23 protein-coding genes are annotated in these 25728 nt (G+C 66.1%); 14 read left to right on the top strand and 9 right to left on the bottom strand.

Annotation, left to right across the window (positions count from 1 at the left end):
* Nucleotides 1-112: 112 nt before the first annotated feature.
* From ASE66_RS17180 to ASE66_RS17145, 8 genes are all read left to right on the top strand, one after another.
* Nucleotides 113-1780, top strand: a complete 1668-nt coding sequence (locus tag ASE66_RS17180) for an efflux RND transporter periplasmic adaptor subunit (protein WP_057190902.1) — start codon at nt 113-115, stop codon at nt 1778-1780.
* Nucleotides 1781-1790: 10 nt separating this feature from the next.
* Complete coding sequence (locus ASE66_RS17175; protein ID WP_057190901.1) at nt 1791-2540, top strand: ABC transporter ATP-binding protein; 750 nt, start codon at nt 1791-1793, stop codon at nt 2538-2540.
* Complete coding sequence (locus ASE66_RS17170; protein ID WP_057190900.1) at nt 2537-3769, top strand: ABC transporter permease; 1233 nt, start codon at nt 2537-2539, stop codon at nt 3767-3769. The genes ASE66_RS17175 and ASE66_RS17170 overlap by 4 nt, the downstream gene beginning before the upstream one ends.
* A 79-nt stretch (nt 3770-3848) precedes the next feature.
* A complete protein-coding gene (locus ASE66_RS17165; protein ID WP_057190899.1) occupies nt 3849-4796 on the top strand; it encodes a sensor domain-containing diguanylate cyclase in 948 nt (315 codons plus the stop codon).
* 16 nt (nt 4797-4812) lie between these two features.
* The gene (locus tag ASE66_RS32125; protein WP_156412201.1) at nt 4813-5706 is read left to right on the top strand and encodes a hypothetical protein; all 894 of its coding nucleotides are present in this window, start codon (nt 4813-4815) and stop codon (nt 5704-5706) included.
* 296 nt (nt 5707-6002) lie between these two features.
* Nucleotides 6003-6398 (top strand): GFA family protein, encoded by a 396-nt coding sequence (locus ASE66_RS17155; RefSeq protein ID WP_057190897.1) that lies wholly within the window; start codon nt 6003-6005, stop codon nt 6396-6398.
* Between the two features lie 257 nt (nt 6399-6655).
* Nucleotides 6656-7042, top strand: coding sequence for a GrrA/OscA1 family cyclophane-containing rSAM-modified RiPP (gene grrA / locus ASE66_RS17150; protein WP_082613518.1), 387 nt, complete (start codon nt 6656-6658; stop codon nt 7040-7042).
* A gap of 201 nt (nt 7043-7243) precedes the next feature.
* Nucleotides 7244-7714, top strand: coding sequence for a VOC family protein (locus ASE66_RS17145; RefSeq protein WP_057190895.1), 471 nt, complete (start codon nt 7244-7246; stop codon nt 7712-7714).
* Between the two features lie 56 nt (nt 7715-7770).
* Here the strand turns inward: ASE66_RS17145 and ASE66_RS17140 are convergent, their stop codons facing one another.
* Nucleotides 7771-8136: a winged helix-turn-helix transcriptional regulator gene (locus tag ASE66_RS17140; RefSeq protein ID WP_057190894.1), complete on the bottom strand. Its 366-nt coding sequence runs from the start codon at nt 8134-8136 to the stop codon at nt 7771-7773.
* Nucleotides 8137-8258: 122 nt separating this feature from the next.
* Here ASE66_RS17140 and gstA point away from each other — a divergent pair, with 122 nt between their 5' ends.
* The 4 genes from gstA (at nt 8259) to ASE66_RS17120 (ending at nt 11851) form a co-directional block, all read left to right on the top strand.
* Nucleotides 8259-8870: a glutathione transferase GstA gene (gene gstA, locus ASE66_RS17135; RefSeq protein WP_057190893.1), complete on the top strand. Its 612-nt coding sequence runs from the start codon at nt 8259-8261 to the stop codon at nt 8868-8870.
* A complete protein-coding gene (locus ASE66_RS17130) occupies nt 8867-9256 on the top strand; it encodes a nuclear transport factor 2 family protein (RefSeq protein ID WP_057190892.1) in 390 nt (129 codons plus the stop codon). The genes gstA and ASE66_RS17130 overlap by 4 nt, the downstream gene beginning before the upstream one ends.
* 238 nt (nt 9257-9494) lie before the next feature.
* Nucleotides 9495-11207, top strand: a complete 1713-nt coding sequence (locus tag ASE66_RS17125) for a Na/Pi cotransporter family protein (protein WP_057190891.1) — start codon at nt 9495-9497, stop codon at nt 11205-11207.
* 179 nt (nt 11208-11386) lie between these two features.
* Nucleotides 11387-11851, top strand: coding sequence for a hypothetical protein (locus ASE66_RS17120; protein WP_156412200.1), 465 nt, complete (start codon nt 11387-11389; stop codon nt 11849-11851).
* Nucleotides 11852-12014: 163 nt separating this feature from the next.
* Here ASE66_RS17120 and ASE66_RS17115 read toward each other — a convergent pair whose 3' ends face one another.
* Nucleotides 12015-13217: an MFS transporter gene (locus ASE66_RS17115; protein ID WP_057190889.1), complete on the bottom strand. Its 1203-nt coding sequence runs from the start codon at nt 13215-13217 to the stop codon at nt 12015-12017.
* A gap of 117 nt (nt 13218-13334) precedes the next feature.
* Between ASE66_RS17115 and ASE66_RS17110 the strand changes: the two genes are divergently transcribed.
* The gene (locus ASE66_RS17110) at nt 13335-14222 is read left to right on the top strand and encodes a LysR family transcriptional regulator (RefSeq protein ID WP_057190888.1); all 888 of its coding nucleotides are present in this window, start codon (nt 13335-13337) and stop codon (nt 14220-14222) included.
* A 26-nt stretch (nt 14223-14248) separates the two neighbouring features.
* On the opposite strand, the gene metH is transcribed toward ASE66_RS17110, so the two are convergent.
* The 4 genes from metH to ASE66_RS17090 all read right to left on the bottom strand — a co-directional run bounded on the left by metH (nt 14249) and on the right by ASE66_RS17090 (nt 21523).
* Nucleotides 14249-18001: a methionine synthase gene (gene metH, locus ASE66_RS17105; protein ID WP_057190887.1), complete on the bottom strand. Its 3753-nt coding sequence runs from the start codon at nt 17999-18001 to the stop codon at nt 14249-14251.
* A gap of 4 nt (nt 18002-18005) precedes the next feature.
* Nucleotides 18006-18917, bottom strand: a complete 912-nt coding sequence (gene metF / locus ASE66_RS17100; protein WP_057190886.1) for a methylenetetrahydrofolate reductase [NAD(P)H] — start codon at nt 18915-18917, stop codon at nt 18006-18008.
* Nucleotides 18917-19930 carry an ArsR/SmtB family transcription factor gene (locus ASE66_RS17095; RefSeq protein WP_082613517.1) on the bottom strand — a complete coding sequence of 338 codons (1014 nt, stop codon included), beginning with the start codon at nt 19928-19930 and terminating at the stop codon, nt 18917-18919. Before ASE66_RS17095 ends, metF begins: the two co-directional genes overlap by 1 nt.
* A 168-nt stretch (nt 19931-20098) precedes the next feature.
* The gene (locus ASE66_RS17090; RefSeq protein WP_057190885.1) at nt 20099-21523 is read right to left on the bottom strand and encodes a PLP-dependent aminotransferase family protein; all 1425 of its coding nucleotides are present in this window, start codon (nt 21521-21523) and stop codon (nt 20099-20101) included.
* An 84-nt stretch (nt 21524-21607) separates the two neighbouring features.
* Here ASE66_RS17090 and ASE66_RS17085 point away from each other — a divergent pair, with 84 nt between their 5' ends.
* A complete protein-coding gene (locus ASE66_RS17085) occupies nt 21608-22471 on the top strand; it encodes a DMT family transporter (protein ID WP_057190884.1) in 864 nt (287 codons plus the stop codon).
* Here ASE66_RS17085 and ASE66_RS17080 read toward each other — a convergent pair.
* The 3 genes from ASE66_RS17080 to ASE66_RS17070 form a co-directional block, all read right to left on the bottom strand.
* Entirely contained in the window at nt 22459-22992 is a 534-nt protein-coding gene (locus ASE66_RS17080) for an MOSC domain-containing protein (RefSeq protein WP_156412199.1), read from the bottom strand. The two genes, ASE66_RS17085 and ASE66_RS17080, sit on opposite strands and share 13 nt — an antisense overlap.
* Nucleotides 22993-23117: 125 nt before the next feature.
* A complete protein-coding gene (locus tag ASE66_RS17075) occupies nt 23118-23321 on the bottom strand; it encodes a cold-shock protein (protein WP_057190882.1) in 204 nt (67 codons plus the stop codon).
* A 136-nt stretch (nt 23322-23457) separates the two neighbouring features.
* Complete coding sequence (locus ASE66_RS17070) at nt 23458-25659, bottom strand: glycoside hydrolase family 3 N-terminal domain-containing protein (RefSeq protein WP_057190881.1); 2202 nt, start codon at nt 25657-25659, stop codon at nt 23458-23460.
* Nucleotides 25660-25728: the final 69 nt, after the last annotated feature.

Genomic DNA, 25728 nt, shown 5'->3' with positions numbered 1-25728 from the left:
GCAAGCTTTCCGCAACATTGCAGCGAGTTAACTCGTCTGCGCCGCCTGAATCTGGCATGATGCACGGCAATGGAAGGCTGGCAATTTCCCCGGCCTCGGAGGGTGAACGGACGTGCGTCTCTGGGCAATCGGTGCGGTGGTCGGCGCAGGCGCGCTGGCGGCTGGCTATTTCGCACTGCGGCCGACCGGTGGCGCCGCCAATGACACGCCGTATCGCTCCGCCGCGATCGATCGCGGCCGGATCACCGCTTCGGTGCGCGCCACCGGCACGCTGACCCCGATGACCACCGTCGTCGTCGGCTCGATGCTCTCCGGACAGGTCGTCGAGATCCTCGCCGACTATAATTCGCAGGTGAAGGCCGGCCAGATCGTCGCCCGCCTCAACAGCGACCAGATCAAGACCCGACGTGATGCCGCCGCTGCCGACCTGCAGCAGGCCAGGGCCGATCTCGTCGTCAAGCGCGCCCAGCTCGAGCGGGCAAAAGTGGCGCGGACCAAGGCCGACTCCACGGTCAAGGATCAGGAGGCCCAGCGCGAGCGCACCCGCGCCCAGCTCGCCGACGCCAAACGCACCTTCGACCGTCAGAACGAACTGTTCACGCGCGGCGCCGGCGCGCAGCAGGGTCTCGACAGCGCCCGCACCCAGGTCGAGATCCAGACCGCGACTCTCGCCTCGAACGAGGCCCAGATCGCCTCGCTGCAGGCCGAGATCAGCGGGCTCGATGCCGACATCGCGCTGGCGGAAGGCCAGGTCCAGTCCGGCGAGGCGCTGATCGCGCAGCGCGACGCCAAGCTGAAGGATATCCTGATCGATCTCGAACGCACCGATATCCGCTCGCCGGTCGACGGCGTGGTCGTCCAGCGCCAGGTTGATCTCGGCCAGACGGTCGCCGCCTCGCTCTCGGCGCCGGTGCTGTTCCAGATCGCCCAGGACCTGCGCACCATCGACATCTACGCCAATATCGACGAGGCCGATGTCGGCCGGCTCAAGGTCGACCAGGACGTCTCGTTCAGCGTCAATGCCTATCCCAACCGCACCTTCCAGGGGAAGGTGCAGATGGTCCGCCTCGGCGCTCAGACCATCCAGAACGTCGTCACCTATACCGGCGTCGTCCGCGTCGAGAACCGCGACCTTGCTTTGCTCCCGGGCATGACGGCAAACGTCCAGATCATCACCGACGACCGGCAGGACGTGCTGCGCGTGCCCAATGCGGCGCTGCGCTTCCGCCCGCTCGGCGGCCCGACCGCCCTGCCCGCGGCCGCCCCGGCCGAGACACAAGCGGGACGCGGCGGCGGTGGCGGGCGCGCTGCCGGCGCGCTGCGCGAGCGCATCGAGGAGGAGGTCCAGCCGACGCCGGAGCAAAAGCAGGCGATCGCCGCGATCATGTCCGAGCAGCGCGCTGCAGGCCGCCAGGCCATGGCCGGCCTGTCCGAGGAGGAACGCCGAACCGCCTTCCGTGCCGCCCGCACCGAATTGCGCGCCAAGATCGCTGCCGTGCTCGATCCCGAGCGCCGCGCCAAGTTCGAGGCGCTGATGCAGGAAGGCCGCCCGGCGGCGCAAAGCGAGGTCACCCCCGGCCGCGTCTACGTGCTCGATGGCGAGGGCCAGCCCAAGCCGGTTGCGATCCGGCTCGGACCGAGCGACGGCGCCTTTACGCAAATCCTGCCGGCCGCCGGCATCGCCGAGGGCATCGAGGTCGTGATCGGCGGCGGCCCGCGCAATGCCGAGGCCGCCCCCGCCAGCCGCGGCCCGGCCCCGCGCGGCCCGCGGCTGTTCTGAGGCTCCCGCCATGCCCCTGATCGAGGTGCGCGATCTCTCCCGGGTCTACGATCTCGACTCCGGCCGCGTCACCGCGCTCGGCGGGGTCTCGCTCGACATCGAGGCCGGCGAACTCATCGCTGTGATGGGACCGTCGGGCTCCGGCAAGTCGACCTTCATGAACCTGGTCGGTTGCCTCGACCGGCCGACCGGCGGCCATTACCGGCTCGACGGCGTCGCGGTCGAGACGCTCTCCAGCGACGGGCTCGCCGAACTCCGCAACCGCAAGCTCGGCTTCGTCTTCCAACAGTTCAACCTGCTGCCGCGCGTCGATGCCTGCGCCAATGTCGAGCTGCCGATGGTCTATGCCGGGCTCGACGGCAAGTCGCGGCGCGAACGGGCGCTCGCTGCCCTTGCCCGCGTCGGCCTCGCCGACCGCGCCCATCACCGGCCGATGCAGCTCTCCGGCGGCCAGCAGCAGCGCGTCGCCATCGCCCGCGCGCTGGTCAACCAGCCGCGCCTGCTCCTCGCCGACGAGCCGACCGGCGCGCTCGACAGCCGCACCGCGCTCGAGATTCTCGCCCTCTTCCAGGACCTCAACCGCGAGGGCGTCACGGTCGTGCTGGTGACGCACGACGCCGAGGTCGCCCGCCACGCCCGCCGGGTCGTGCGCTTCCGCGACGGCCATGTCATCGCCGACACCCGCCAGGAGCCGGCCGATGCGCGCGCCGCGCTCGCCGCGCACGACGGCGCGACCCCGCTGCCGGAGGCCGCCGAATGAGCCTGCTGGAAGCCATCCGCTCGGCCCTCTCCGCCATCGGCGCCAATGCGCTGCGCTCAGGCCTGACCATGCTGGGCATCATCATCGGCGTCGCGGCCGTGATCGCCATGGTCGCGATCGGCTCGGGCGCCCGCGAGCGCGTCGACAGCCAGATCAAGTCGCTCGGCGCCAATCTCGCCATCATCCAGGCCGGCAACGTCACGCAAGGCGGCGTGCGGCTCGGGGCTGGCGCCTCCTCGACCCTGACCGACGAGGATGCGCGCGCCGTCGCAGCCGAGGTCGAGGATGTCGTCGCCTCGGCTTCGGTGATCACCACCCGCGCCCAGGCCGTCTATGCCGGCACCAACTGGTCGACGACGATCACCGCGACCGATCTCGACTTCTTCGCCGCACGCGAATGGGGGCTCGCCGAAGGTCGTCTTTTCGAACCGGAAGAGCTGCGTCGCGGCGAGATCGTCGCGATCATCGGCCAGACCGTGGCGAAGAACCTGTTCGGCGAGAGCGACCCGCTCGGCCAGATGTTCCGCATCCGCAACGTGCCGTTCAAGGTCATCGGCGTCATGGCCGGCAAGGGCCAGTCGGCGCTCGGCCAGGACCAGGACGACGTCATCTTCGTGCCGCTCGACACCGGCCGGCGACGCATCATCGGCCGCAACTACGCCCGTGATCGCTCGGTCCAGACCATCATGGTCAAGTTCGCCAGCGAGGAGGCGATCAGCCCCGGCATCGAGCAGACCCGCGCTTTGCTGCGCCAGCGCCATCGCCTCGTCGAAGATCAGGATGACGACTTCATCGTCCGCAACCTGACCGAGATCGCCAACACCGCGACCGCCGCCGCCAGCACGCTCTCCTGGCTGCTTGCCGCCGTCGCCGGCGTCTCGCTGCTGGTCGGCGGCATCGGCATCATGAACATCATGCTGGTCTCGGTGACCGAGCGCACCCGCGAGATCGGCCTGAGGCTCGCAGTCGGCGCCCGCCAGCGCGACGTGCTCTCGCAATTCCTGATCGAGGCGACGACGCTGGCGACCATCGGCGGCGCTGTCGGCATCGCGCTCGGCATCGGGGCTGCGACCGCGATCGCGCGTTTCGCCGGCTGGCCCTTCGTGATCTCGCTGCAGACCATCCTGGTCGCGGTCGGCGTCTCCGGGCTGATCGGCGTCTTCTTCGGCTTCTACCCGGCGCGCCAAGCCGCTCGGCTCGACCCGATCGAGGCGCTCAGGCGCGAGTGACGCGGCAAGCTTCGTTAACCGTTCGGCCCTAGCGTCACGGGACTCGCCGATCACCGAACGCAAGGCGCAGAGCCAGACGATGCCGCTCTCCGACGCCGAAGCCAGACGCCTCTACGACCAGGCCGCGCTGATGGCCTGCATCGGTGCCTGGGAATGCCGGCTCGCCGATACGCAATTGAGCTGGACCGACGGCATCTACGACCTGTTCGGCCTGGCGCGCGGCTCCGCCATCCACCGCTCGTCGATCGTCGATCTCTATCACGACGAGTCCCGCGCCGAGATGGAGCGCCTGCGCAAGCGGCTGATCGCCAGCGGCCAGGGCTTCGTCATGGACGCCCGCATCCGCACCACCGCCGGTGCCGAGCGCTGGATGCGCCTCTCCGCCTCGGTGACGCACGAGCATGGCCGGCCGGTCCGCATCCATGGCGCCAAGCAGGACATCACCGGCGAAAAGGACATGTGGATGGGGCTGCGCCGCCTCGCCTACAGCGATCCGCTGACCGGCCTCGCCAATCGCCGCGCCTTCGAGATGCAGCTTTCCGACCTGCGCCGCCACACCGGCGACGCCTGCGCGCTCGGTGCCCTCGCCATCATCGACCTCGACAATCTGAAACCGATCAACGATCGCTTCGGCCATGCTGCCGGCGACGAATGCCTGCGCCAGATCGCGATGCGGCTGGAGACTTCGTTCAGCGACGCGGCGATCATCGCCCGCATCGGTGGCGACGAGTTCGGCCTGCTGCTCTGCTCCGCCGCCGGCCGGCCCTATCTGCTGCACCGGCTGGAGCAGGCGCAGCAGGCGTTGGCCCGCCCGGTCACCTGGCGCGACACCAGCATCGCGGTCAGCGCCTCGATCGGCGCCACCATCCTGAGGCCCGGCCTGCTGCACGATCCGGAGCGGCGCTTCGCCGAGGCGGATTCGGCGCTCTACGTCGCCAAGGCCGCCGGCCGCAACTGCCTGCGCCTGTTCGGCGAGGCCACGGGAGACGTCGCGATGGCTCGCTCCGGCGTACCTCGCGCGAGTTAGATAGGGACTCGATGGGTTGGAGCGCCTGCTTCAGCCCCGGCGCAGACATTGCCATCGTCGCGAAAACCCATTCGATGGCGCCGCAAAAGTCCGGTTATTTTCTGTCGCCTTGATCAGGATTTTCGCGGCATGGTCTACCTCAGCAGATGAGATCGGCTCTGATTTCACACATTGGGAGATGGTCCTGCGCTTTAGGATTTCACGGATTCTGGCAGCTCTGGTAGCCGTTTCCGGGTTTGGCGCGGTGGGATACGCTGCGGCAAACCCCGCTGTTGCGGTGTGCGCTGTATCGGACGCCATACCTTCGATACACTTGAATGACGGAACCTTGGTCGCATCAAGCACCCTAGAGCCAGATCAAGCCCGCGTGATTCAGCACCTTTTGTTGGACGCAAAGGGCAGGATTCGAGATGTTTTTGGAGAACCTCGATCGAAACCGATTGTCCTGTTCTTTGATGATTCGACTCGATTTGGGCCGTTTCGGCTTAACGAGTATGGCAGTACGCAATTCATTGGTTCAAGAACTTGCGTTCTGATCGGCCCTAAAGGCCAAAACGTAGACGTCATCTCTCATGAATTGATGCATGCCGAAACCGCGGATCGCATCGGATTTTGGGCTAAATTCATCGAACTTCCGACCTGGTTTGATGAAGGGCTTGCCATGCAGGTTGATTTTAGGCCGGAATATGACATTCAAGCGGGAGTAATTGTGGATAGCAAGCCTGTCAGAGAACTCCGGTCTGCTCGATCTTTTTTTGCTTCCGACTCGGAATTATTGACTGCCAACTACGCGTTCGCAAAAAACGAAGTCACTTTATGGGCCAAACGGGTGGGGTACCTGTCTACCTATGCTCACCTTGAGCGCATCAGGCAGGGGGAAACATTCGAAAGCGCCATCGGCACCAAGTAACGAGAATGCCATCCGGGATGTTGCGCTGCAGTATGGGGACATTTCACCCCCTCGAGGTTGCGCGCAAATCGAAACTCATTGTGAGAATCTCGTGAGCCCCTTGGTTCCCACCAAACCGTCCTGATTGGAAAAACCGAAGGCATTTCGGTCACAAAGGCCTGTTGCTGAGCGCGGGGTGCGCGACCGATTTTTGCGACGGGTTTGATGTCGGCTTCCGCCCATAGCGGGCGCTCTTGCCCACGTCGCGACCCCAATGCCATGCTTCCCGGCTAGACGCCTGCGGGAGTAAATCGAGGATGCACAGCGGCTCATGCCTTTGCGGTGCGATCACCTTAACAGTGGCCGACAGTCTGCCAAATCCTAACTTCTGCCATTGTCGTATGTGCCGCAAGCAGTCGGGCCACCACTTCGCGTCCACTGACGTTCCTAGGACTGCCTTGACGATCGGCGGCGAGGAGACGCTGACGTGGTTTCAATCGTCGGAGAACGTCCGACGCGGCTTCTGCTCGACATGCGGATCGTCTCTATTCTGGGATCGGTCGGATCGAGATTGGATTGCCGTGGCAATGGGTGCTTTCGACAGACCGACAGAGACCACTGCAAATTTGCATATCTACGTCGCCGACAAGGGAGACTACTACGAGATCGCAGACGGCCTGCCGCAATACGGCACCGTTCCACCGCGCGACTGAGATGTTGAGAGAGAACGTCTGTTTTCGGCCCACTACGGGCATCGACACCAGCCATCACCACAGGCCATGCTGAGCCGCACGGCACGCTGACCCAAACCCGTGGCTGGCCTGCAACCTTCCGGTAACCTTCCTGAGGCAACCCTCTCGCCGGCGGGCGCTCGCTGACAGCCATTCGCTCGGACCCGGCCGTCCAGCACCCGCGTTCGCTGAACATAAGCGAACAATTCCGTTCAGGTGGCGTTGCAGTTGCAACAGCGATGATCGCCTCAGCAAGAACCAGGAGACACCTCATGCGACATCTACTGATCGCGGCAGCCCTGTTCGTGGGCTCCGTCACGGCGGTCAGTGCCGCGCCCGCGGCACCCGAGCACGGCGCGCTCGCGCCCGCTATCGCCCAGCAACTCGACAAGCTGCCGACAGAATTCACCGCCAGCGACGCCAAGCTGCGCCGGATGCAGATCATCCAGAACAACCTCGATCGCCAGCGTTACGGTCGTGGTGGCGGTGGCGGATATGGACGCGGCTACGGTGGTGGTTACGGCGGCGGCTACGGACGTGGTTATGGCGGCGGCTACGGGGGCGGTTACGGTTACCGGCGCGGATATGGCGACGGCTATGGTCGCCCCCGCTACGATCGCTGGTGAGACAAAGCGGCCTCGCTGTGAAGCGGGGCCGCTCCACACATGGGGCCCGCGAGATGAGGCAAGCGGGTCGAGACGCCTTCAACCTTACGTATCGCAGCTCCTCCAAAAAATCGCCCCACCCCTGTCGGAACCTTCGCCTCTGCTTCGTCCTTGAGACGACAGGCCGATCCGCGGCCTGAGCGAGCAGCGAGGAGCATGGCGATGAAGGTCACCCAGAATCTCTGGTTCGACAAAGACATGGAGGCGGCGATCAGCCTCTACACCTCGCTGATCCCAAATTCCGCGCTGGAATGGACCAGTGCCCTGCCGGCGGAATCGCCGAGCGGACCGGCCGGCAGCGTCAAGATCGCCTCCTTCACCATCGGCGGCCAACGCTACCAGGCCTTCGAGGCCGGGCGCTCCGACGCCTTCAACCACACCTTCTCGATCGTCGTAGAGTGCGAGACGCAGGCCGAGATCGACCGGCTCTGGGAGGCGCTCGGCGAAGGCGGCAAGTTCGAGCAATGCGGCTGGCTCAGGGATCGCTGGGGCCTGTGCTGGCAGATCACGCCCAAGCGCCTGGGCGAGCTGGTCCGAGACCCCGATCGCGCCAAGGCCAAGCGCGTCGCCGAGGCGATGCTGAAGATGGTCAAGCTCGACATCGCCGGACTGGAAGCAGCGGCGAAGGGCTGAAACCATTCCAGCGAAAGTGCGAGGCGGTTTCGCGTCCGGGATTACGCAGAATACTCTCAGGCAGCCTCCGCCGCCTGCCCCATACGCTCCTTCAGGCGCCTGCCGACCGCGACGATCGCCTCGATCGCAGGCATCAGCTCGAGACCGAGTTCGGTCAGCCCGTACTCGGTCGAGGGCGGCGAACTCGGCATGACACGCCGTTCGACGACTCCCTTGGTCTCCAGGTCGCGCAACCGCTCGCTCAGCATCTTGGCGGAGATCAGCGGCATGTCGTGGCGGAGTTCACCGAAGCGACGCGGCCCGGCGCTCAGATACCAGATCACATTCGGCGTCCAGGCCTTGCCGAGCACCTGCATGCAGGTGCCCACCGCGCAGGTCGGCGGCGGCGTCTTTGCCCGATTCTTCCGTATCTTCAAAGCCATGAGGTGAATTCTCCGGTTACCGCCAGGGTACCGCAAAATTCAGTAACCACAAGTTACCGGGTATACAAAAGTTATCTCGTCTCCTACCCCTGACCCGCCCGCCAACATGGAGACGGATCACCATGAAACTCTACTACTCCCCAGGCGCCTGCTCACTCTCGCCCCATATCGCGCTGCGCGAAGCCGGGCTGCCCTTTACGCTGGAAAAGGTCGACACCAAGACCAAGAAGACCGAGAGCGGCGCCAATTTCTACGCGGTCAACCCGCGCGGCTACGTGCCTGCCTTGCAGCTCGACGACGGCTCGGTGCTGACCGAAGGTGCAGCGATCGTCCAGTATATCGCCGATCTCAAGCCGGAATCCGAACTCGCTCCCAAGCCGGCAACGCTCGCTCGCGCCCGCCTGCAGGAAGAGCTCAACTTCGTCGCGTCCGAGCTGCACAAGGGCTTCGGCCCCCTGTTCAATGTCGCCGATAGCGATGAGAACAAGGAGGTGGCCAAGGGCAAGCTCACGCGCCGCTTCGACGATGTCGAGGCAAAGCTCGCCGATGGCCGCTCCTATCTGTTGGGCGAGCGCTTCAGCGTCGCCGACGGCTATCTCTTCACGGTGGCGAACTGGGGCGGCCATGTCGGCTTCCCGCTCGAGCGCTGGCCGAAAGTGCAGGCCTTGATGGCCCGCGTCGCCGCCCGCGTCACGGTGCAGGACGCGATGAAGGCCGAAGGCCTGATCCAGTGAGCACCGATCCGCGCTTTTCCGAAATCGTCGCAGCCCTGGGCCTCTATTTCGACGGCCTCTACCACAGCGACACCGAAAAGCTCGGACAGCTCTTCCACCCGCAGGCGATCTACGCCTGCGGCACGGAGGGCAGCCTGACCCATATGACCATGGACGCGTACCTGCCCATGGTGGCCAAGCGCCCCTCCCCGGCCAGCCGCGATGAGCCCCGCAGCGACCGCATCCTCTCGATCGAGTTCGCCGGGCCGGTGACTGCCTTCGCCCGCGCCGAATGCGCGATCGGGCCGAAGCGCTTCACCGATCTCCTGAGCTTCATCAGGCTCGACGGGCGCTGGCGGCTGATCGCCAAGGTCTTCCACTTCGATCTGGAGGCGCAAGCCGCCTGAAATACCCAAAAGCAGCCGTCGGCAGACATCGATGCCGGCGGCCGGTCAGCGGCTCGCCAGCATCATGACGCATAGTCACCGGGCTGTCGCACGACCTGCCTAGGAGTCCGTTAGCCAGGTGGGGAAACCGGCACGGACGAGCACGCGGGCCTGTTTGCGGGCGCGCGTGCTGTCGCTCGCCGTGACGCCTCGACCCGGCCGCAGAGGCGACCGCGCACCCCTTGTCGGAGTCGAGAGCATGCAAGTCGATATTTTCACGCAGGTGATCGTGCCTGTGATCGGTGGCCTGGGCATCTTCATGCTCGGCCTCGAATTCATGAGCAACGGCATCCAGAATCTCGCCGTCAACAAGATGCGGGCGCTGCTCGCCAAGATCGCCGGCACGCCGGTCAAGGGCGTCCTCGCCGGCACCTTCATCACCGGCATCATCCAGTCCTCGACAGCGATGACGGTGATGGTGGTCGGCCTCGTCAACGCCGGTGTGATCGGCCTGCGGCCCGCGATCAGCGTGATCATGGGCGCCAATATCGGCACCACCCTCGGCAACGGCCTGATCGCGCTGCCGCTCGGCCCGCTCGGTCTGCTGCTCGCCGGCATCTTCGCGCTGCTGCACATCTTCGCCAAGACCGACAAGGTGAAGAACATCGCGCTGGCCTGCATGGGCTTCGCGCTGATCTTCTACGGCCTCAACCTGATGACCGGCGGCCTGCGTCCGCTGCGGGCGATGCCGGAGGTGATGGGTGTCATCTCCTCGCTCAAGGCCGACACCTATCTCAGCCTGATCTACTGTGTGCTGATCGCCGCCGGCATCACCGCGATGATCCACTCCTCCTCGGCGACGATCGGCATCGTCATGGGCCTCGGCGCCGCCGGCATCCTCGACTGGAAGACCGCCGTCGCCTTCTCGCTCGGCGCCGATCTCGGCACCACCATCACCTCCTGGATGGCCTCGCTCAACCTGTCGAAGAACGCCAAGCGCGCGGCTTACGCCCACATATCCTTCAACATCATCGGCGTCGCCATCACCATCCCGCTCTTCTTCGTCTCCATGGATATCCTGACCTGGGCGATGCAGTGGTTCGGCGGCAATCCGGGCGTGCCAGTCATCAAGGACGGCAAGGAGACCTTCCCGCTCGTCCCCGTCGCGATCGGCCTCTACTCGACCTTCTTCAACATCTTCAACACCGTCCTGCTCTTCCCCTTCGTCGGCGTGTTCGAGCGGGTTCTCTCCCGCGTCGGCGCTTCGTCGGTGGACGACATCGAGGATTACTCGACGCCGCGCTTCCTCGCCAAGGCGACCGACCACGCCCATGCCGTCGCGAACATCCAGCAGGAGACCGGGCGCTATCTCCAGGCCTCGCAGCTCTTCCTCGACATCGCCCGGGCCAAGCCCGATGCGCCGGAGAAGAGCGACGAGCACTACGCCGCGATCGACGTCCTCAACCGCGACATCCGCGCCTACACCTCGGGCATGTTCACGCCGGAGATGCCCTATGCCCGCGCCGACCTGGTCGCGAGCCTGATCGAGGAAGAGGATTTCACCGCCAGCCTCGGCGAGACCCTCTACCAGATCGCCCGCCGCATCGAGCGCCAGCCCTTCGGTGAACCCGGTCGCCAAGTCGTCGACAGCATCGTCGACCAGGTCGCCGAGGCGATGCGCGCCATCGTTCCGGCCGGGCAGGATGCGCCAATCGTCTCCGCCGAAGCCGAGCCGCGCATCGCCGCCCTGACGGCCGTCCGCGAGCGCTGCCTGCGCCTCGGCGCCGAGCTGCCCTGGGTCGAGCGCGGCGCGATCCTGGCGCTGCTCGGCTCGGCCGAACGCGCCTTCTTCCTGATCGAGCGCATCGAGGAAGAGCGCCGCTCGGTCTCGCGTGTCGTGCCGGTGTCGGAGACCAGCAAGCAGAGCCGTGAAGCCGGCGATTTCGGCGCCGCCGCCGCCGTGCCGGCCTGAGCAATCCGATATCACCAGACTGCGGACAGGCCGCCTTCGGGCGGCCTGTTTGCTTTTGGCCGATCAACTCTTTTCGTCATTGCGCGCGAAACGAAGCCTTCCGCAATGACGGTGCAATGCGCGAATTGCCGCCTGTCCGGCGCAAAGCGCGGCGATCAATGGATACGAGGACAGCGACGATGATCCCGAGGGCAATGTTCCTGCTGGCGCCCGCTCTGGCGCTCCAGACTGCCGCCGCTGTGGCCAAGGATGGCCTGAGCTGGGGCGTCCGGCAGGATGGCGAGGGCATCGTCGTCGCCTATGAGATGCCGCAGACGGACGACCAGCGCCTGTTCTTCTCCTGCGACTTCGCCAGCAAGAGCCTGACCGTGCGGGTGCCCTTCTTCAAGGAAGGCATGAAGGACAACGCCGTCACGACAGCCAAACTATCGTCGAGCGGTGGACAGGCCGATCTGCGCATGAAGCTGGTCAGCGACGAGATGGGCAACCACTTCGAGGCAACGACGACGCTGACGCCCGCGCTCCAGTCCGTGCTTCGCAAAGGCCAAAGCCTGACATTGCACGTCGAGGGCGAGACGCAGAGCTTCCCGCTGGCCGGCGGGCAGAAGGGTTTTGCCGTGATGGCGCAGCGCTGCGGCGGGTGAAGAACCTCACCGGAAGGGCGCGGGAACCCCTCTCCTGTAAGGAGAGGGGTAGGGGTGAGGTGTTCGGACTGGAAACGTTGGCCTGAATTTGACCGCGCGATGAGCTCTCACGGCGCTGGCCACAAGGCCTGCCGTCCGGGAGAGGGTTCCCCGCGCCTGCCCCTTACAATCTGGCTGCAGCCGCTCGAAAGCCATGGCTCTTCGCGGCCCATGCGACCACGAATGTAGCGATCAGAAGCGCGATCAACACCCACGGAAAAGGCGCAACGCCAAGTCCGCTCAGCAGCAATCCGCCGACGATGCCGCCACCTGCAATGGCGAGATTCCAGGTCGTGACCAGCATCGACTGTGCGACATCGGCCGCATTGCCAGCCGCCTTGGCCGATGCGGTCTGGAACAGCGTCCCGGCCCCGCCAAATGCCAGCCCCCAGATGGCGACCGCGCCATAGATCACCCCCGGCACCGTTCCGGCGATGCCGAGCGCCAGGGCGGAAAAGCCGAACAATGCGACGCTCGCAAGAACCAGTTCGCGCAGCCAGCGATCGATCAGGACGCCTGTGATCCAGATGCCGAGCAGCGACGCAATGCCAAAGACCAGCAGCACGACATCGGTCCGGTCCTTGATGCCGGCCGGCTCGAGGAAAGGCGCGATATAGGTGTAGAGGGTGTTGTGGGCGAGCACATAGGCGAAGACCACGAACAGGACCGGCCGCAGGCCCGGCAGCATGAACACCGTCTTCAGCCCGAATTCCTGACCCCGCTTCTGGCCGGGGAAATCGGGGACCTTGGCCAGCACCCAGAAGACGAGGAGCACCGTCAGCCCGCTCATCACGCCGAAGGTCCAGCGCCAGCCCAGAAGCGTGCCGAGGAAGGTTCCCGTGGGAATGCCGAGCGATAGGGCAAGCGGCGCTCCCACCATGGCGATGGCGATCGCGCGACCCTGCAGATAGTCGGGCACCATGCGCGCGGCATAGCCAGCCGCCAGCGCCCAGAGCAGGCCGGCGCTCATGCCGGCGACGAAACGAGCAACCAGCGTGACGGCATAGCTGTCGGAGATGGCTGTCACCGTGTTGACGACGGCGAAACCGCCGATCGCGATCAGCAGCAGCGTGCGCCGCCGCCAGTTCTGCGTGGCGATCGTCAACGGGATGGCGGAAACGAGCGAGCCGATCGCATAGACGGTGACGAGCTGGCCGATCAGCGCCTCGGACTTTCCGAGGCTCTGCGCCATCTGCGGGAGCAGTCCCGATGGCAGGATCTCGGTCAGGAGCGTGATGAAGGCCGCCATCGCGAGCGCCAGCAGGCCCCCTAACGGCAGCCTCGCATCGGTTGCACCGGTCGATAGCGTGTTTGTCGCGGATGTCATGGGCGGAGCGCTTTCAAAGATGTGTCGGCGCTTGAGGTAGCCGGTTCCCAATGACCGAAAAACAGGACACAATTCACAATACTTTGGACATTTCCGTCATGCATGAGGGATCGCGACATGGACAGCCTTGGAGCGCTCTTCGCCTTTGTGCATGCGGCTGATGCCGGTGGCTTCACCGAAGCCGGCCGCAAGCTCGGCATCTCGGCATCGGCGGTCAGCAAGGCCGTGGCGCGTCTGGAGGATCGGCTTGGCGCAAGGCTGTTCCACCGTTCGACTCGCAGCGTCACACTGACGCCGGAGGGCGCGATCTTCCTCGAACGCTGCCGGCGCATTCTCTGTGAATATGAGGCCGCCGAGCTCGAACTGTCGCAGAGCCAGGTGGCACCGCAAGGCAGGTTGCGTGTCAGTCTGCCGTCGATGAGCATGATGCCGATGGCGAAACTCGCCGCATTCAAACGACGTTACCCCGAGGTTGAGCTGGAGCTGGATGCCACCGACCGGATAGTCGATGTGATCGGCGAGGGTTTCGATGTCGTGATCCGCACGGGAGAACATGCCGATTCCAGGCTGATGACCCGAACGCTCGGCTATTTCCGCCGGCCGATTGTCGGATCGCCGGACTATTTCCGCCAGATGGGAACGCCGGAAACGCCGGAAGATCTCGCTCGGCATTCCCGCCTGGTTTATCGCTATGCCTCCACGGGAAAGCTCGACCAATGGCCCTTGTCCAGGAATGGCGAGCCCGTGCAGATCGACATGCCGATCAGCGTCGTGACGAACGCGCTCGAAGCGCAGATCGGCCTCGCCGAAAGCGGGCTCGGTATCGCCTGTGTTCCCGACCTGTCGGTCGCAGCGCAATTGCAGCGGGGCTCGCTCGTCAGCATCCTCGACAGCTATGTCGAGGTGCAGACGAAGCTCAGCCTGATGTGGCCTGCCAGCCGCTACGCCTCGCCCAAATTGCGAGCCTTCGTCGACTTCGCGGCCGAGGAATTCCTGGCCGCGTGACCTCGCCGCGCTCGCAGCGAGGCGCCCTACTCCGCCGCCTCCGCATAGGCGCTCGGCTCGTAGTTCAGGATCGGCGAGAGCCAGCGCTCGACCTCGCGGATATCCATGCCCTTGCGCACCGCATAATCCTCGGCCTGGTCGCGCTCGACCTTGGCGACGCCGAAATAATAGGCGTCGGGATGCGAGAGATAGAGGCCGGAGACCGAGGAGCCCGGCCACATCGCGTAGCTCTCGGTCAGCTTGACGCCGACGCGGCGCTCGGCCTGGAGCAGCTCGAACAGCGTCGCCTTCTCGGTATGGTCGGGCTGGGCCGGATAGCCCGGCGCCGGGCGGATGCCCTGGTATTCCTCGCGGATCAGATCCTCGTTCGAATAGCTTTCGTCCGGCGCATAGGCCCAGAACTCGGTGCGCACGAGCTGGTGCATGCGTTCGGCGAAGGCCTCGGCGAAGCGATCAGCCAGTGCCTTGACCATGATCGAGCGATAATCGTCGTTGTCGCGGGCAAACTTCTCCGAGATGCGCTCCTCTTCTGCACCCGAAGTGACGACGAAGGCGCCGATATAGTCGGGCCGCTCGATGCCCTCGGGCGCGACGAAGTCGGAGATGCACATGTTCGGCTTGCCATCGCGCTTGGAGAGCTGCTGGCGCAGGCCGTGGAAGGTGGCGAGCGTCTCCTGCCGGCTCTCGCCGGTATAGAGGCGGATATCGTCGCCGACCGCGTTCGCAGGCCAGAAGCCGATCACCGCCTTCGGGTTGAACCAGCGCTCCTCGACGATGCGCTTCAGCATCGACTGCGCATCGTCCCAAAGCGCGCGCGCCGCCTCGCCCTGCTTCTCATCCTCGAGGATCGCCGGGTAACGGCCCTTCAGCTCCCAGGTCTGGAAGAACGGCGTCCAGTCGATCAGCGGCACGAGATCGGCGATGTCATAGGTCCGGAACACGCGCGTGCCGAGGAAGGTCGGCTTCGGCGGCTGGTAGCCGGCCCAGTCCGGTTTGAAGGCGTTGGCGCGGGCCTTCGCCAGCGGCAGGCGCTGCTTGTCGGCCTCCGAGCGGCGATGGGCGGCGGCGACCTTCTCGTACTCGGCCTGGATGCCCTCGACATAAGCGGGCTTCTGCTCCTGCGAGAGCAGGCTGGAGACGACGCCGACGGCGCGCGAGGCGTCGGTGACATAGATCGTCTGGCCACGTTCATAGGCCGGGTGGATCTTCACCGCGGTGTGGACGCGGCTGGTCGTCGCGCCACCGATCAAGAGCGGGATGTCGAAGCCCTCGCGCTCCATCTCGGAGGCGACGGTGACCATCTCGTCGAGCGAAGGCGTGATCAGCCCGGAGAGGCCGATGATGTCGACCTTCTCCTTGCGCGCCGTGTCGAGGATCTTCTGCGTCGGCACCATCACGCCGAGGTCGATCACCTCGTAATTGTTGCACTGGAGCACGACGCCGACGATGTTCTTGCCGATGTCGTGGACATCGCCCTTCACCGTCGCCATCAGCACCTTGCCGGCCGCCGAGCGCTCGCCGCCGCCATTGAGGCGCTTCTCCTCCTCCATGTAGGGCATGAGGTAGGCCACGGCCTGCTTCATCACGCGGGCCGACTTTACCACCTGCGGCAGGAACATCTTGCCGGCGCCGAACAGGTCGCCGACGACGTTCATGCCAGCCATCAGCGGCCCCTCGATCACATGGAGCGGCTTCTCGGCCTGCACCCTGGCCTCTTCCGTATCGCGGTCGATGAACTCGGTGATGCCGTTGACCAGCGCGTGCTTGAGGCGCTCGTGCACATCGGTCTCGCGCCAGGCAAGATCCTTGCCCGAGACCGCCTGCGAGCCGTCGCCCTTGAAGCGCGGCGCAGCGTCAAGCAGGCGCTCGGTCGAATCCTTGCGGCGGTTGAGGACGACGTCCTCGCAGAGCTCGCGCAATTCCGGATCGAGGTCATCGTAGCTGCCGAGCTGGCCGGCATTCACGATGCCCATGTCCATCCCGACCTTGATGCAATGGTACAGAAAGACCGAATGCATCGCTTCGCGAACCTTCTCATTGCCGCGGAACGAGAAGGACAGGTTCGATACGCCGCCTGAGATATGGGCGTGGGGCAGCGTCTCGCGGATGGTGCGGGTCGCGTTGATGAAGTCGTTGCCGTAGTTGTCGTGTTCCTCGATGCCGGTCGCCACCGCGAAGATGTTCGGATCGAAGATGATGTCCTCGGGCGGGAAGCCGGCCTGCTCGGTCAAGAGCTTGTAGGCGCGCGTGCAGATCTCGATCTTGCGCTGATAAGTGTCGGCCTGGCCGGTCTCGTCGAAGGCCATGACCACGACGGCCGCGCCATATTGCCGGCAGATGCGGGCATGCTCGAGGAAGGCTTCCTCGCCCTCCTTCATCGAGATCGAGTTGACGATCGGCTTGCCCTGGATCGTCTTGAGGCCGGCCTCGATCACATGGAACTTCGAGGAATCGACCATGATCGGCACGCGGGAGATGTCCGGCTCCGAGGCGATCAGATTGCAGAACTCGGTCATCGCCTTCTCGGAATCGAGCAGGCCCTCGTCCATGTTGATGTCGATCACCTGCGCGCCGTTGGCGACCTGGTCGCGCGCGACATCGAGCGCGGCGGCGAAGTCCCCGGCGGTGACCAGCTTGCGGAACTTCGCCGAGCCGGTGACGTTGGTGCGCTCGCCGATATTGACGAACGGAATGGTCTCGTCGAGCGTGAACGGCTCGAGCCCGGCGAGCCTGAGATAAGGCTTCGGCTCCGGCACGCTGCGCGGCGCCTTGCCGGCGACGGCCTCCGCGATGGCGCGGATATGGTCCGGCGTGGTGCCGCAGCAGCCGCCGACCATGTTGACGAAGCCGGCATCGGCGAACTCAGCCAGCATCTTGGCGGTCGCTTCCGGCCGCTCGTCATAGAGGCCGAACTCATTGGGCAGGCCCGCATTCGGATAGGCGCAGACCAGCGTGCCGGCGACGCGCGACATGTCCTTGATATGGGCGCGCATCTCACGGGCGCCGAGCGCGCAGTTGAGGCCGATCGTCAGCGGATCGGCATGGCGCACCGCGTTCCAGAAGGCCTCGACCGTCTGGCCGGAGAGCGTCCGGCCGGAAAGGTCGGTGATCGTGCCGGAGATCATCACCGGCAGCTTCATCGCCTTCTCGCGGAAGACCTCCTGGATCGCGACGATCGCGGCCTTGGCGTTGAGCGTGTCGAAGATCGTCTCGATCAGCAGCAGTTCAGAGCCGCCATCGATCAGGCCGCGCACCTGCTCGGCGTAAGAATCGCGCACCTGGTCGAAGCTGACGGCGCGGAAGCCGGGATTGTTGACGTCGGGCGAGATCGAGAGCGTGCGGTTGGTCGGGCCGATCGCCCCCGCAACGAAGCGGCGGCGACCGTCCTCCTTGCGGGCGATCTCGGCCGCCTCGCGCGCGATCCGGGCGCATTCGACGTTGAGCTCGTAGACGATCGCCTCCATGCCGTAATCGGCCTGGGCGATCGAGGTTCCCGAGAAGGTGTTGGTCTCGACGATGTCGGCGCCGGCCCGGTAATAAGCGAGATGGATGTCGCGCAGCGCCTCCGGCATGGTCAGCGCGATCAGGTCGTTATTGCCCTTGAGGTCGTGATTCCAGCCCTTGAAGCGCTCGCCGCGGAAATCGGCCTCGGTCAGCTTCAAATCCTGGATCTGCGTCCCCATCGCGCCGTCGAGGATGAGGATACGCTCGGAGGCGGCCTGGCGCAGGGCGCGCTCGACCTCGGCACCGTCGGCGAGAGTGGGATTGTAGTCGGACATCAGTCTACTCCGCCGCCACCTGCTGCGCCTGCGCCTTCTCCGGCTTCAGGCCGACGAGATGGCAGATCGCATAGACCAGGTCGGCCTTGTTCATCGTGTAGAAGTGCAGGTCGGAGACGCCGCGATCGATCAGGTCGAGCACCTGCTCGGCGCAGACGGCGGCGGCGACCAGCCGGCGCGTCGCCGGATCGTCCTCCAGCCCCTCGAAGCGGTCGGCCAGCCATTGCGGCACGCTCGCCCCGGTCCTGCGGGCAAATCCGGCGGTCTGCTTGAAGTTCTGCACCGGCACGATGCCGGGCAGGATCGGGATCTCGATGCCGCGCGAGCGGACCTTGTCGAGATAGCGGAAATAGACGTCGTTATCGAAGAAGAACTGGGTGATCGCCCGGGTCGCGCCGGCATCGACCTTCTTCTTGAGCGCGTCGATATCCGCGTCGAGCGAGGCAGCCTCGGGATGCTTCTCCGGATAGGCGGATACGGTGACCTCGAAATCGCCGATCTTGCGGATGCCTTCGACCAGGTCCGAGGTCTGGTGATAGCCCTCGGAGTGCGGCTCGTAGGTGGTGCCGAGCCCGCCGGCCGGGTCGCCGCGCAGCGCCACGATATGGCGCACGCCCGCCGCCCAATAGGAACGGATGACATCATCGACCTCGGCGCAGGAGGCGGAGACGCAGGTCAGATGCGCCGCCGGCTTCAGGCCAGTCTCGTCGATCATGCGCTTGACGGTGTTGTGGGTGCGCTCGCGGGTCGAGCCGCCGGCGCCATAGGTCACCGAGACGAAGGCCGGTCCGAGCGGCTCGAGCCGGCGCACGCTCTCCCAGAGGCTGACCTCCATATCCTCGTTCTTCGGCGGGAAGAACTCGAAGGAGACGCGCGGGCGGCGCGAGCCGTGGCGGCTGGGACGGAACGCGTTCATCACGCAACCTCACGATCGAACTGACGAATCGGAAAATCGCCCTGGAGGCGCCGGTCGCGCCCACGCCAGAGCATGACGCCGAGCTGGCCGCTAGCGCCATCGGCGGCAGTGATCTCTTCGGCAAGATCGCAGTCGAGGCCGGCTTCGGCGAACCAGGCGACGATCTCGTCCTTCTCGAAGCCGAGCCGGCGATGGGCGTGCTCGGTCCGCAGGAATTCCATCTCGTGCGGCGCGAAATCGACCAGGATCAGCCTCCCGCCGGGCGACAGCAGCGCCGCGGCCTCGCGCAGCGCACGCGCCGGATCGTCGAGGAAATGCAGCACTTGGTGCACGATCACCAGATCGAAGGAACCGCGCGCGAAAGGCAGCGCGTAGATGTCGCCCTGCCGAAGCTCGACCCGCGACAGCCCCGCCTTCTCCAGATTGGCGCGCGCCACCGCCAGCATGGCATGGCTGGCATCGACGCCGACCGCGCGGGTGGCCTTGGGCGCAAGGCGCTCCAGCATCCGCCCGGTGCCGGTGCCGAGATCAAGCAGCGCCTGCAGCGGCGTCTCGCCAACTGCGGCCTCGACCGCCGCCTCCACGGCGGCGTCTGGCACATGCAGCGAGCGCAACTGGTCCCATTCGCGCGCGACATTGGCGAAATAGGATTGCGCTGTCGCTGCCCGGGCTGCACGCACGGCGGTGAGGCGTTCGCGATCAGCCGCCAGAACCGGGTTGGCAGGATCGAGATCGCGGGCGAGCGTCAGCGCCAATGCGCCCCCGGGCGTCGCATCGTCGAGCCGGAAGAAAGCGAAGGCGCCCTCGCGCGAGCGGCGCAGCAAACCGGCTTCCGCCATCAATTTGAGATGGCGCGAGATGCGCGGCTGCGACTGGCCGAGAATGTCGGTGAGGTCGGAAACCGAGAGTTCGCCTTCCGCCAGCAGCGCCAGGATTCGCAGGCGCGTCTCCTCGCCCGCCGCGCGCAGGCAGGCCAGCAGGGTCGGCAGCGAATGGTGGAAGCGGCGGGTCACCTGCGAGCACCTCGAAATTCTGTGAAAGATATAAAGATATCTTTATGTCAGACAGGGGTGAGATGCAAGCCTGTTGTGTCCGATATTCCAGTCGACACCGACGGATGAAACAAACGCACCTTACCCCTCTCCACGCGGGAGAGGGGTTCCCCGCGCCCTCGATTGCAATCATCCCGCCGCCCGCATCGCCTCGCGCAGCACGGTGAAAATCCGTGGATCGGCGGCCTGCGCCACGTTGAAGCGCATGAAATGCCTAGCGGTCTGCGACAGGCTGAAGGCATTGCCCGGCGCGAGCACGATGCCCTCGCCCAGCGCATGCCGCGCGATCGCCGCCGCGTCGAGCTCGCCCGGCAGCCGGCACCACAGGAACATCCCGCCGCGCGGCGTCAGCCAGGGTTCGATGCCGAGCGCGGCGAGCCGGCCGCGCGTCTCCGCCATGGCCCGCCCCAGGCGCTGCCGCAGCGCCTCCACATGCCGGCGATAGCTGCCGTCCTTCAACAGGTCGAGTACCAGTTCGGCCGCAAGGCGCCCGCCGCCGAAGGAGAGCGCGACCTTGAGATCGACTAGGCCCTCGACCCAGTCGCGCCGCGCCGCGATGTACCCGCAGCGCACCGAAGCCGAGAGCGTCTTGGAGAAGCTACCGATCTGGATCACCCGTTCCAGCCCATCGAGCCCGGCGAGCCTCGGCGCCACCTCCGGCTCGATATCCCCGAAGATATCGTCCTCGACGATGGTCAGCCCAGCCTGCTCGGCCAGCTTGAGCAGGCGATGCGCGGTCGCGGCCGAGAGCGTCGCGCCGGTCGGGTTATGCAGTGCGGAATTGGTGACATAGAGCCGCGGCCGGTGCTCGGTCAGCGCCTGTGCGAAGAGACCAAGATCTGGCCCCGAAGGCGTATAGGGCACGCCGACGATCTTCACCCGGTGAGCGCGCAGCAGCGCATGAAAGTTGAAATAGCAGGGGTCGTCGACCAGCACCGTATCGCCGGGCTCGAGCAGGAAGCGGCAGACAAGGTCGATGGCCTGCGTGCCCGACTCGGTCAGGATGATCTGATCCGGCGAAGCCTCGACGCCGCGTTCGGCCAGGCGATGGGCCAGCAGATGGCGCAGCGCCGGCAGGCCGAGCGGCGTGCCGTATTCGGCCAATGTCCCGACCTCGGCCCGGCTGAGCCGGCGCAGCGCCTGGCGGATCGAGGCCTCCGGCATCCAGTCGGGCGGCAGCCAGCCGCATCCGGCCCGCAGACTCCCGACACCTGCTTCGAGTGATTGCCGGGAGAGCCAGAGCGGATCGATGGCCCGGTCGAGCCTTGGTGCGGCATCGGCGAGCGAGAGCGGCGGCAGACGCCGGACATAGAAGCCCGACCCACGCCGCGCCTGGATCGCGCCTTCCGCCGCCAGCCGCTCATAGGCCTCGACCACCGTCGATTTCGACACGCCCATGCTCACGGCGAGACCGCGGATCGAGGGCAGCTTGGCGCCCGGCGCCAGCGTTCGCCCGGCGATCCGCTGCCGGATCGTCGCCATGACGCGCCCGACCAGCGTGTCGGCGGCAGCCGCGGAACCAGCTGATTCCTTAACCTGTACTGCTTCCAGCATCCGGACAGTTTGCCCGAACTGTACTGGACTGTCTCTGGAAATCTGAGCGCCCTCGCCGCATGCAGGCCAGCCTCAGGAGGTATCATGGACAAGACTGCGAACGGCCTGCTCAACGGCTTCATCGGCGTCGTCATCTTCAGCGGCTCGCTGCCGGCGACGCGCGTCGCCGTCGCCGATTTCGACCCGGTGTTCCTGACCGTCGCACGAGCCGCCATCGCCGGCTTGCTCGGGCTCGCTTTGCTGCTCGCCCTGCGCCAGAAGCGGCCCGCCGCCGCCGACCTCGTGCCACTCGCCGTCGTCGCGCTTTGCGTCGTCGTCGGCTTCCCGCTGCTCACCGCACTCGCGTTGAAGCACGTCACCTCCGCCCATTCGATCGTCTTCGTCGGTCTTCTGCCGCTCGCGACCGCGATCTTCGGGGTGCTGCGCGGCGGCGAGCGGCCCCGGCCTGCCTTCTGGCTCTTCGCCATCCTCGGCAGCCTCTGCGTCGTCGGCTTCGCCTGGACGCAAGGGATCGCCGCCTCCCCGGTGGGAGACCTCCTAATGCTCGCCGCGATCATCATCTGTGGTCTCGGCTATGCCGAGGGCGCGCGCCTCTCGCGCCATCTCGGTGGCTGGCAGGTAATCTCCTGGGCGCTGGTGCTGTCGCTGCCGATCATGGCCGGCCTGACGCTGCTGACGCTGCCGGCGTCGTTCGGGCAGGTCGGCAGCGGTGCCTGGCTCGGCCTCGCCTATGTCTCGCTGTTCAGCATGCTGATCGGCTTCGTCTTCTGGTATCGCGGCCTGGTCCAGGGCGGCATCGCCGCCGTCGGACAGCTGCAATTGCTGCAGCCCTTCTTCGGCCTGGCGCTCGCCGGACTGCTGCTCGGCGAGACCGTCGGCTGGCAGATGGTCGCGACCTCGGCCGCCGTCGTCCTCTGCGTCGCGGGTGCCCGGCGCTACGCCCGCTGACCTGCAGTGACCGGCGGCAGGACGATCACCGCATCGCCCGGCGCCACTCGTCCGGCACGGTCGACGCTGAGCACGAGCCCGCGCAAGCCGGCCGCCGCCTTCACGAAGGCGAACTCCAGCGCGGCATCACTCGCCATCGCGGCAACCGCCCGGCCCGCCTGCCGGCAGGGCGCGTTGTAGGCTTCGACGCACAGCACTGCGCCGCCGTCGAAGCGCCCCTTGCCGCCCCAATTGCCGCCGAAGGCGAGCCGGCTGCCCGGCGCCAGCCGCGAGAAATCGGCGATGCCGTCGATCAGGAGATTGCCGCCGAGCCATTCCGGCTCCAGCGCCGGCAGGCCGAGGCGTCCGGCAATCTCTGCGAGTTCGTCGAGGCCGAGCGCGGAGATTTGGCGGTCGTTTCGGATCACCGTCCCGCGCGGCAGCCAGGGCTCGCGGGCACCGGCGCGGCGCGATGGCCCGTGGTGGAGATCACCGGGAATGCCGAGGAGGTCGCAAACAAGGGTGGCAGCGCGCGTTGTCACGAACGCGGGGCTACCCTGCCGGTCAGGGCCGGTTGTCAATGTGGCGACGAGCCTGCCGGCTTTGGGCGCAGTCTTCACCGCCGCAGGCGCAGCCTTCGTCACCCCTATCATGCCAGCTGCTACGTTCAGAGCAGCTTCAGGTCACCCGCCGCGGTCTTGCCGCGTTCGGTCTTCAGGTCGAAGGAGAGCTTCTGTCCCTCGGTCAGGGACATCAGGCCTGCTTCCTTGACGGCAGTGATGTGCACGAACACATCCTTGCCGCCATCGGCAGGCTGAATGAAGCCGTAGCCCTTCTCGGTATTGAACCATTTGACGGTTCCGGTCGCCATCGCCGCATCCCTTGGAGCATCCGTGGTCGCAACGGAGCCCCTCGGCAACAACGTCGAGAAGGCCCCGCACCGGAAGGATTGACCGAAAACGCAAGCTTGTCGAGATGAAAGCGGCGGCAGTTTCCGTTACGTCCGGTCAAGGCTTCGTCAATTCGAATTGTATCTTTACCGTGGCGAGTGAAGAACCACCCAGGTAAACCTCCACGATACCCGGATCGAACTGATAGCGGCCGGCATCGTCATGGCCGCCCAGAGCCTTGCCCTCCAGCTTGAACCGCACCGTCCGCGTCTCGCCGGCCTTGAGCGAGACCTTGTCGAAACCCTTGAGCAGCCGCAGCGGCCGCGAGCGCTCGGCCACCGGCTGGCGGATATAAAGCTGTACCACCTCCTGGCCGTCGCGATCCCCCTGATTGGTCACGTCGACAGCAACCTCGGTCGCGCCATTGAACGGCACCCTTGCGTTCGTCACGCGCGGATTGGCATAGGCGAAGCGGCTATAGGACAGGCCGAAACCGAACGGGTAGAGCGCCTCGTTGGCCTCGTCCATGTAGATCGACTCGTAGCGCTGGCGGATCTTCTGCGGCCGCCCCGTCGGCAGCTGGTCGTAATAGACCGGGATCTGCCCGACCGAGCGCGGAAAGCTCATCGGCGTCCGCCCCGCCGGATTGACCTTGCCGGCCAGAACCTCGGCGATCGCGGCGCGCCCCTCGGTGCCGCCATGGAAGGTCTGCACGATGGCAGCGACGTTCTTGTCCGCCCAGGTGAGGACCAGCGGCCGCGCGGTCGCCAGCACCAGCACAACCGGCTTGCCGGTCTTGACCAATGCCTCGAGCAGCTCCTGCTGCACGCCGGGCAAGCCAAGATCGGTGCGCGAGGCGCCCTCGCCCATGAACTCGCAATCCTCGCCGAGCATAGCGACGACGAGGTCGGCGGTCGCGGCCGCCTTCACGGCGGCGTCCTTGTCCTTGAACTCGGTGCCACAGGCCTTGGCGAAGGCGGGCTCGTAGGCGACCGTGACATCGGAGGGCAGTTGCTCGCGCAGCGCCTCCGGCAGAGGCTGCACGACGCGGCGGCCGAGGCCGGCCGGATCGGTCCAGACCCGTTCGTCCTCCGGCACGGCCATGGCGCCGATCACCGCGACCGATTTGACGGCCGGCGCGATCGGCAGCGTCTGCTTGTCGTTCCGGAGCAGGATCACGCCCTCGCGCGCCGCCTGCCGCGCGACCTTGCGGGCTTCCTCGGTCTGCATCAGGGAGGGCGCCGCGGCGACATCGACATCCGGCTGCTCGAACAGGCCGAGATGGTACTTGACCCGCAGCACGCGCCGGACGGCCTCGTCGAGCGCCTTCACCGGCACGCGGCCGGCCTTCACCTCATTGGCAAGGTGCTTGTGGTAGACGTCGCCCATCATGTCCATGTCGATGCCGGCGAGCAGCGCCTTGCGCGCCGCTTCCGCGTCGTCCTTGGCGATGCCGTGCAGCCGCAGCTCGGTGATCGAGCCGAAATCCGAGGTGACAAAGCCGCGGAAACCCCATTGCCCGCGCAGCAGATCGGTCAGCATGCCGCGATGGGCGGTGGCCGGCATCCCGTTCAGCGCATTGAACGCCGCCATCGCCGTCATCGCGCCGGCGTCGAAGGCGGCCTTGAACGGCGGCAGGAACAGATCGTGCAGCTGGCTGGTCGGGATCCAGGTCGAATTGTAGTCGCGCCCACCCTCGGCGGCGCCATAGCCGACGAAATGCTTCACGCTCGCCGCCACCCCGCCGCGCTGATAGCCGCGGGTACGCGCCGCCGCGATGATGCTGGCGAGATGGGCATCCTCGCCCGCCCCTTCCAGCACGCGGCCCCAGCGTGGATCGCGCGAGATGTCGACCATCGGCGCGAAGGTCCAGTTGACGCCGGCGGCGCGCGCCTCGCGCCCGGTCCAATAGGCCGCCTGCTCGATCAATTGCGGATTCCAGCTCGCAGCCTGGCCGAGCGGCAGCGGGAAATAGGTCGAGAAGCCGTGGACGGCATCGAGGCCGATGATCAGCGGGATCTTGAGGCGCGACTGTCTGACAGCCTCCTGGACCTGCCGGACCTCCTGAGGCACGACGAAATTCATTACCGCGCCCATGCGGCCGGCCTTGACCTGGTTGACGTCGAAGCCCTCGCCGCGTCCGGAGAGGTGGAGCTGGCCGACTTTCTCCTCCAGCGTCATCTTCCCGATCAGCGTCGTGATTTTGCGCTCGATCTCGGCGGCCTCGCGGCCGCTCTTCCAGCCGACGCCCTGCTGCTGCGCGTGGGCAAAGGTCGCAAGGCCGCAGAACAGGAATGCAGCGACGAGCCGCAGAAGCATGAGGAATGTCTCGCTGAAGCATGAGGTGGGAAGGCCGCCCTACAGGATCGGGCCGCTCGGCTCAACCGC

The sequence above is a fragment of the Allobosea sp. Root483D1 genome (genome assembly GCF_001429505.1).
In the GTDB taxonomy this organism is placed as follows: domain Bacteria; phylum Pseudomonadota; class Alphaproteobacteria; order Rhizobiales; family Beijerinckiaceae; genus Allobosea.
Note: the sequence above shows the minus strand (reverse complement) of the source record. Positions and strands in the feature narration are given on the sequence as shown.